Genomic DNA, 6,442 nt, shown 5'->3' on the forward strand with positions numbered 1-6,442 from the left:
GGAGTTACGGGGCCGTTCACTATGTGGGCGGCCCTTGCTGCGTTCGGAGCGTTTTGATATAATCACCGTATTCCTTCCTCTTTTTCTCCTTTTGGTGTTTATATGTTAAGGGGTAAGCTGTCCAAAGAAGGATATAGTCTCCCCTATCATCTAAGATGATAAAGTGGTCTGGCTGGTGTTCAAGTTCGACCCAAATACATATTCTAGTTTTACCCTTTCTCGTTTGTGGCCATACTTTAAGGCCTAGCGAATCACATTGCTCTATAGCCATTCTTAGCCAAGGAATTCTTTCACAACGTTGCATACAAGGAGTGCGATTTTGCTCATCCTCACCTTCATGAGTGAGATGATAAAAAGTCGCTTCCCAACCGTCAGTAATTGGATACTTTTTCAGTGCAAGTCTTTTGCCGCGAAATTTAGGGCGTGAGTCAACAAAATCCTTGCAAAAAACTTCATATACCGCCGATATGTAGTCCTGGAAATTGCCTGAGAAGTCTGATAGATACAGGCATTCTGGCAACATCGCTTCAATACTCTGTTCTAGCTCTTCGCCGTCCATACAAATAGATTCATTTTTGATTCTTTCATAAGAGTTGAATTCATCAAAGAGTATTTGGAACGTTCACGGATTCTATTAACCAATTCCTTTTTGCCAGCATTGCCAGTCAAGTTTCGATGAGTATATGAAAGAGCGCCTATTAGCAAATCTGTTACCTGTAGAAGTTCTACCTCGTGTGACCTTATCTGCTGGACACGTCTTACAATTTGCTTATCATAATCATATTGGCTAGTGCGCAAAACGTTTTTCAATGCATCCACTTTGTGTTGGCTGCGAGTATCTTTGATGTCTAAATATATATTATAAGATGATCTAGGGTCAAGTATGACTTTTAATAAGTCAAAATACATTTTATAATAGAAGTCATCGTGATTTTGGTTGAATTTTTCATGATCTAGAAGTCGCTTATCCGGAATGACTAGACCTCTAAAATGTAAATCATCATCATCAAAAAAATAATCTATGACTTCTAAGTAGAAGTCTGCTTTAGCAGGTGAAACCTTATGCCATTTAATTTCAAAGTTAGGCCGAAGGCCATGCTTGACCTTGATTTCTCTTATCCTTTTAGAAACATTGAGTATCTCTGCATGAATACACCAGATACCACCTAATACCATGGCTTGGTATCCATCATTTTCTAAGTGGCAGCTTTCATCACAGTAAATGTTGTAAAGCTGGCGAGTAAGTAGTTCGTGGCTCATTATTATGTTACTAAATGCATGGGGCTTCAACTATACCGTTGAAGCCCCATGTGATACTTAATCTTCCTCCCTCTCCCTACGAACCGCAGGCCTCGCAGCCTTCCGGGTCGTCGAGGGAGCAGGCCATGTCGGAGGCGTTCTGGGCCATGGCGTTGAGCGGCTCCAGCGTCTCGGCGGCTTGCTTCTGCACCGTGAACTTGATGGCGTCGGCGGCGGCTTTGGTGCGCAGGTAGTACATGCCCGTTTTCAGACCTTTCTTCCAGCTGTGGAAGTGCATGCTCGTGAGCTTGCCGAAGTTCACGTTCAGCACGTGCAGGTTCAGGCTCTGGCTCTGGCAGATGTACGCGCCCCGGTCGGCCGACATGTCAATGATGCGGCGCTGGGAAATCTCCCACACCGTTTTGTAGAGGTCCTTGATGTTCTGCGGGATGCTCGGAATGTCCTGCACCGAGCCGTTGGCGGCAATGATGGCCGTCTTCATCTGCTCGTTCCAGAGGCCGAGCTTGATCAGGTCCTTGAGCAGGTGCTTGTTCACCACCATGAACTCGCCGCTGAGCACCCGGCGCACGTAAATGTTGCTCGTGTAAGGCTCAAACGACTCGTTGTTGCCCAGAATCTGAGCCGTGGAGGCCGTCGGCATGGGGGCTACCAGCAGCGAGTTGCGCACGCCGTGCTCCATCACCTGCTCGCGCAGAGTGTTCCAGTCCCAGCGGCCCGAGTCGGGCGTTACGTTCCAGAGGTCGAACTGGAACTTGCCCTGGCTCAGGGGCGAACCGGGGAAGGTTTCGTAGGCCCCGTCGCGCATGGCCAGGTCCTTGGAGGCCGTCATGGCCGCGAAGTACAGCGTCTCGAAGATGTCCTTGTTGAGGCCCGTGGCTTCGTCGCTCTCGAAGGGCATGCGCAGGGCAATGAACGTATCGGCCAGCCCCTGCACGCCCAGCCCGATGGGGCGGTGGCGGCGGTTGCTGCGCTCGGCCTCAATTACGGGGTAGTAGTTGATGTCGATGACCTTGTTGAGGTTCATCGTGGCGTGGTAGGTAACGTCGTAGAGCTTCTGGTGGTCGAAGAACAGGTTGCCGGCCTCGTCGGGGCGCACGTAGCGGGGCAGGGCCAGCGAGGCGAGGTTGCAGACCGCAATTTCGTTCTCGTCGGTGTACTCCATAATCTCGGTGCAGAGGTTGGAGCTCTTGATGGTACCGAGGTTCTGCTGATTGCTCTTGCTGTTAGCGGCGTCCTTGAACAGCATGTAGGGCGTGCCGGTCTCGGTCTGGCTTTCCAGAATGGCGAACCACAGCTCCTGGGCCTTGATGGTTTTGCGGCCCTTGCCCTCGCGCTCATACTTGAGGTAGAGCTTCTCGAACTCGGCGCCGTGGCTGGTGTCGAGGCCCGGGCACTCGTGGGGGCACATCAGCGTCCAGTCGCCGTTGGCTTCCACGCGCTTCATGAACAGGTCAGGCGTCCAGAGGGCGAAAAACAGGTCGCGGGCGCGCATTTCCTCCTTGCCGTGGTTCTTTTTCAGGTCGAGGAAGTCGAAGATGTCGGCGTGCCAGGGCTCCAGGTAGATGGCGAAAGCGCCCTTGCGCTTCCCGCCGCCCTGGTCCACGTAGCGGGCCGTGTCGTTGAACACCTTCAGCATGGGCACAAGGCCGTTGGAGGTGCCGTTGGTGCCCTTGATGTAGGTGCCGGTGGCGCGCACGTTGTGCACGGCCAGCCCGATGCCGCCGGCTGACTGCGAAATCAGGGCGCAGTTCTTCAGTGTGTCGTAGATGCCGTCGATGGAGTCGTCCTTCATCGTGAGCAGGAAGCAGGAGCTGAGCTGGGGCTTGGGCGTGCCGGCGTTGAAGAGCGTGGGCGTGGCGTGCGTGAACCACCGCTCGCTCATCAGCTCGTAGGTCTCAATGGCCGAGGCAATGTCGTGCTTATGAATGCCCACGGCCACGCGCATGAGCATGTGCTGGGGTCGCTCGACTACCTTGCCATCGAGGCGCAGCAGGTAGCTCCGCTCCAGCGTTTTAAAGCCGAAGTAGTCGTAGTTGTAGTCGCGGTCATAAATGATAGCCGAATCGAGGGTAGCCGCGTTGGCATGCACGATTTCCCACACGTCCTGGGCCACGAGCGAGGCGTTTTCGCCGGTTTTGGGGTCCTCGTAGGTGTGCAGCCGCTTCATGGTGGAGCTGAACGACTTGCTCGTGACCTTGTGCAGGTTGCTCACGGCAATGCGGGCGGCCAGAATAGCGTAGTCGGGGTGCTTGGTGGTGAGCGAGGCGGCGGTTTCGGCGGCCAGGTTGTCGAGCTCCACGGTCGTTACACCGTCGTAGATGCCGTCAATCACCTTTTTAGCCACCTCAATCGGGGCCACGAAGTTCATGTTCAGGCCGTAGCAAAGCTTTTCGATGCGGGCCGTAACCTTGTCGAACTTCACGGATTCGCGGCGGCCGTCGCGCTTGAGTACCAACATAAGCGTACTGATTGAGGAGATGGAGTAGTAGGAGGCCCCGCTCCGTCCGGCTCTGGCAGGCGGCCGGGCAAGGCGTAGAATCGGGTTTAACCGGTCCGGCAAAGCAGCCGGACACAGGCATTGATACCGGAAGATATTTCTATCTGGCGTGTAGGACAAACCTTCTTTTCAGAAGTTTTCCACATACGCCTAAAACAGTGCAGTTCAGGCGGTTTTTGGCATTTGCCTTTTGCTATATAGCTTAGTTGCCAACCGAAAATTGCAGTTGGCAGATTGGCGCCGATGTGGTATCGGGGCGGCCCGGCGGCCCGGGGGCGTCTGCCGGGTCGCAACAAAAAAGGTCCCGCTTCCAGAGCTGGAAGCGGGACCCGCGCGTATCATCGTCGGGCTGGCCGGCGCTTAAAAATCCTCATCAAGCGAGAAGGCGTTTTCGGTCCGCTCACTCATTACGCCGGCCTTCTGGTATTCGGCCACGCGCTTCTCGAAGAAGTTGGTTTTGCCCTGCAGCGAAATCATCTCCATGAAATCGAAGGGGTTGGTGGCACCGTAAATGCGGCTGTAGCCCAACGATTCGAGCAGGCGGTCGGCCACGAACTCGATGTACTGGCTCATGCTTTTGGCGTTCATGCCAATCAGGTTCACGGGCAGCGCATCGGTCACGAACTCCTGCTCAATCTGCACCGCGTCGCGGATAATTTCCTGTACCCGGGCCTCGGGCAGCTTGTTCTGCAGGTGGTCTTTGTAGAGCAGGCAGGCGAAGTCGCAGTGCAGGCCCTCGTCGCGCGAAATCAGCTCGTTGCTGAAGGTAAGCCCGGGCATGAGGCCGCGCTTTTTCAGCCAGAAAATAGAGCAGAACGAGCCCGAGAAGAAGATGCCCTCCACGGCGGCAAAGGCAATCAGGCGCTCGGTGAAATTCTCCGAGTTGATCCACTTGATGGCCCAGTCGCCCTTTTTCTTCACGCAGGGCACCGTTTCGAGGGCGTTGAACAGGTAATCCTTCTGCTTGGGGTCTTTGATGTAGGTGTCAATCAGCAGCGAGTAGGTTTCGCTGTGGATGTTTTCCATCATCACCTGGAAGCCGTAGAAGCAGCGGGCCTCGGCCATCTGCACTTCCTGCATGAAGTTGATGGCCAGGTTCTCGTTCACGATGCCGTCGGAGGCCGCAAAGAAGGCTAGCACGTGCGAGATGAAGTGCCGTTCGCCATCATTCAGGTTGTCCCAGTCCTTCTGGTCCTGGCTCAGGTCGATTTCCTCAGCCGTCCAGAAGGAGGCCTCGGCCTTCTTGTAGAACTGCCACACGTCGTCGTGCTGGATCGGGAAAAGAACGAAGCGGTTGGGGTTTTCAGTGAGTAGGGGTTCCATGCAGACGGGGTGTAAGGCGGAAAATAGCAGTGCGAACAAGGCCGCACTGGGCTAACTCGGGCTCGGAAGCAATGTTTGGCGGCTTCTCAGCACGGCTCAAAACCAAAGATAGCCCACCACTTTGGGAAAGCCGACCCTACCCTAACATTTTTTGCCGCCTCGCCGCTGGCCAGCCCCTACCATGCCAGGCCCTGAGGTAACCGAGCAATTTCAAAGGGAAAAAGACTCAAATCAGGGTTTTTGATAGGGCAGAAGTAAGAAAAGTAGAATAGTTGTCCACATTTGCCCTGTGGACAATGATAGTTATCCACAGATTGTTATTCGCGTACCCGTCAGCGCGTTCTTTGGATAAGTGCGTTTGGCGGCTGTCTGGATGGGCGGTCTGCTATTTAGTCAGTTAGAGTTTGGATATATGAAACGTTACGGGTACTTTTGCCTTCCAATTTTCAGAAACACCTAGACGCCGATGTACGCAATTGTCAACATAGCCGGTAAGCAGACCAAGGTCGAAGCCAATAAATTTGTATACGCCCACCGTTTGGCTGGCAACGTTGGCGACGAGGTGCAGCTGGGCAAAGCCCTGCTGACCGATGATAACGGAACCCTGACCATCGGCTCGCCGCTGCTGGACGTGACCGTAACCGGCACCATTCTCGCTCACGTAAAGGGCGATAAGGTGCTTGTATTCAAGAAGAAGCGCCGTAAAGGCTACAAGAAGCTGAACGGTCACCGTCAGCAGTTCACCAAAGTAATGATCAACAGCATCGGCTAGTTGAATAAGCTTTTAGCTGATAGCCGTTAGCTATTAGCTTTCCGTTTGTTCCGAACCGGGCTTTCCACCAGAACAGTAGCTAATAGCTAACCGCTATCAGCTAACAGCTTAAAATAAAATGGCACATAAGAAAGGCGTAGGTAGCTCCAACAACGGCCGCGAATCGGAATCCAAGCGCTTGGGCGTTAAGATCTTCGGTGGTCAGTCTATCATTTCCGGCAACATCATCGTACGTCAGCGCGGCACCAAGCACCACCCCGGCCAGAACGTGGGTATGGGCAAGGACCACACCCTGTTCGCTATGATTGACGGCACGGTGCAGTTCCGCAAGGGCCGCAAAGACCGGTCGTTCGTATCGGTAGTAGCCGGCGACGTAGTTGCTTCGGAGGTGCACACCTCGGCTCCCGCTTCGGCCGAAGCCCACGACAACGCATAGTTTTTGAGTTGGAAGCTGATAGCTTTTAGCCGTTAGCTTCCGTTCAAAAAGCAAAGCCCCTGCCGGCTCTTCTCCTCTCAAGGAGGAGGGCCGGCAGGGGCTTTTAACGTTAGGCAGCAAAGACTGACTGGCAAAGAACGCTGTAGGGGCGGGG

Annotated in this window: 6 protein-coding genes; 2 read left to right on the forward strand and 4 right to left on the reverse strand. The window is 54.0% G+C overall.

Annotated elements, in window-relative coordinates:
* Nucleotides 1-19 precede the first annotated feature (19 nt).
* The 4 genes from J7E24_RS13490 to J7E24_RS13505 all read right to left on the reverse strand — a co-directional run bounded on the left by J7E24_RS13490 (nt 20) and on the right by J7E24_RS13505 (nt 5,080).
* On the reverse strand, nt 20-559 hold the full coding sequence (locus J7E24_RS13490) for a hypothetical protein (protein WP_215138680.1): 540 nt from the start codon (nt 557-559) through the stop codon (nt 20-22).
* The gene (locus J7E24_RS13495) at nt 541-1,260 is read right to left on the reverse strand and encodes a DUF3800 domain-containing protein (protein ID WP_215138681.1); all 720 of its coding nucleotides are present in this window, start codon (nt 1,258-1,260) and stop codon (nt 541-543) included. Before J7E24_RS13495 ends, J7E24_RS13490 begins: the two co-directional genes overlap by 19 nt.
* Nucleotides 1,261-1,336: 76 nt before the next feature.
* The gene (locus tag J7E24_RS13500) at nt 1,337-3,718 is read right to left on the reverse strand and encodes a ribonucleoside-diphosphate reductase subunit alpha (RefSeq protein ID WP_215138682.1); all 2,382 of its coding nucleotides are present in this window, start codon (nt 3,716-3,718) and stop codon (nt 1,337-1,339) included.
* Between the two features lie 399 nt (nt 3,719-4,117).
* Nucleotides 4,118-5,080 (reverse strand): ribonucleoside-diphosphate reductase small subunit, encoded by a 963-nt coding sequence (locus J7E24_RS13505; protein ID WP_215138683.1) that lies wholly within the window; start codon nt 5,078-5,080, stop codon nt 4,118-4,120.
* Nucleotides 5,081-5,546: 466 nt separating this feature from the next.
* Between J7E24_RS13505 and rplU the strand changes: the two genes are divergently transcribed.
* Together rplU and rpmA are read left to right on the forward strand one after the other, a co-directional pair.
* Nucleotides 5,547-5,852, forward strand: coding sequence for a 50S ribosomal protein L21 (gene rplU / locus J7E24_RS13510; RefSeq protein WP_019946836.1), 306 nt, complete (start codon nt 5,547-5,549; stop codon nt 5,850-5,852).
* Between the two features lie 118 nt (nt 5,853-5,970).
* Nucleotides 5,971-6,288 (forward strand): 50S ribosomal protein L27, encoded by a 318-nt coding sequence (gene rpmA / locus J7E24_RS13515; RefSeq protein ID WP_019946837.1) that lies wholly within the window; start codon nt 5,971-5,973, stop codon nt 6,286-6,288.
* The last annotated feature ends 154 nt before the right edge of the window (nt 6,289-6,442 follow it).

Origin of the sequence: Hymenobacter sp. ISL-91 (genome assembly GCF_018613725.1) — a bacterium.
In the GTDB taxonomy this organism is placed as follows: Bacteria; Bacteroidota; Bacteroidia; order Cytophagales; family Hymenobacteraceae; genus Hymenobacter.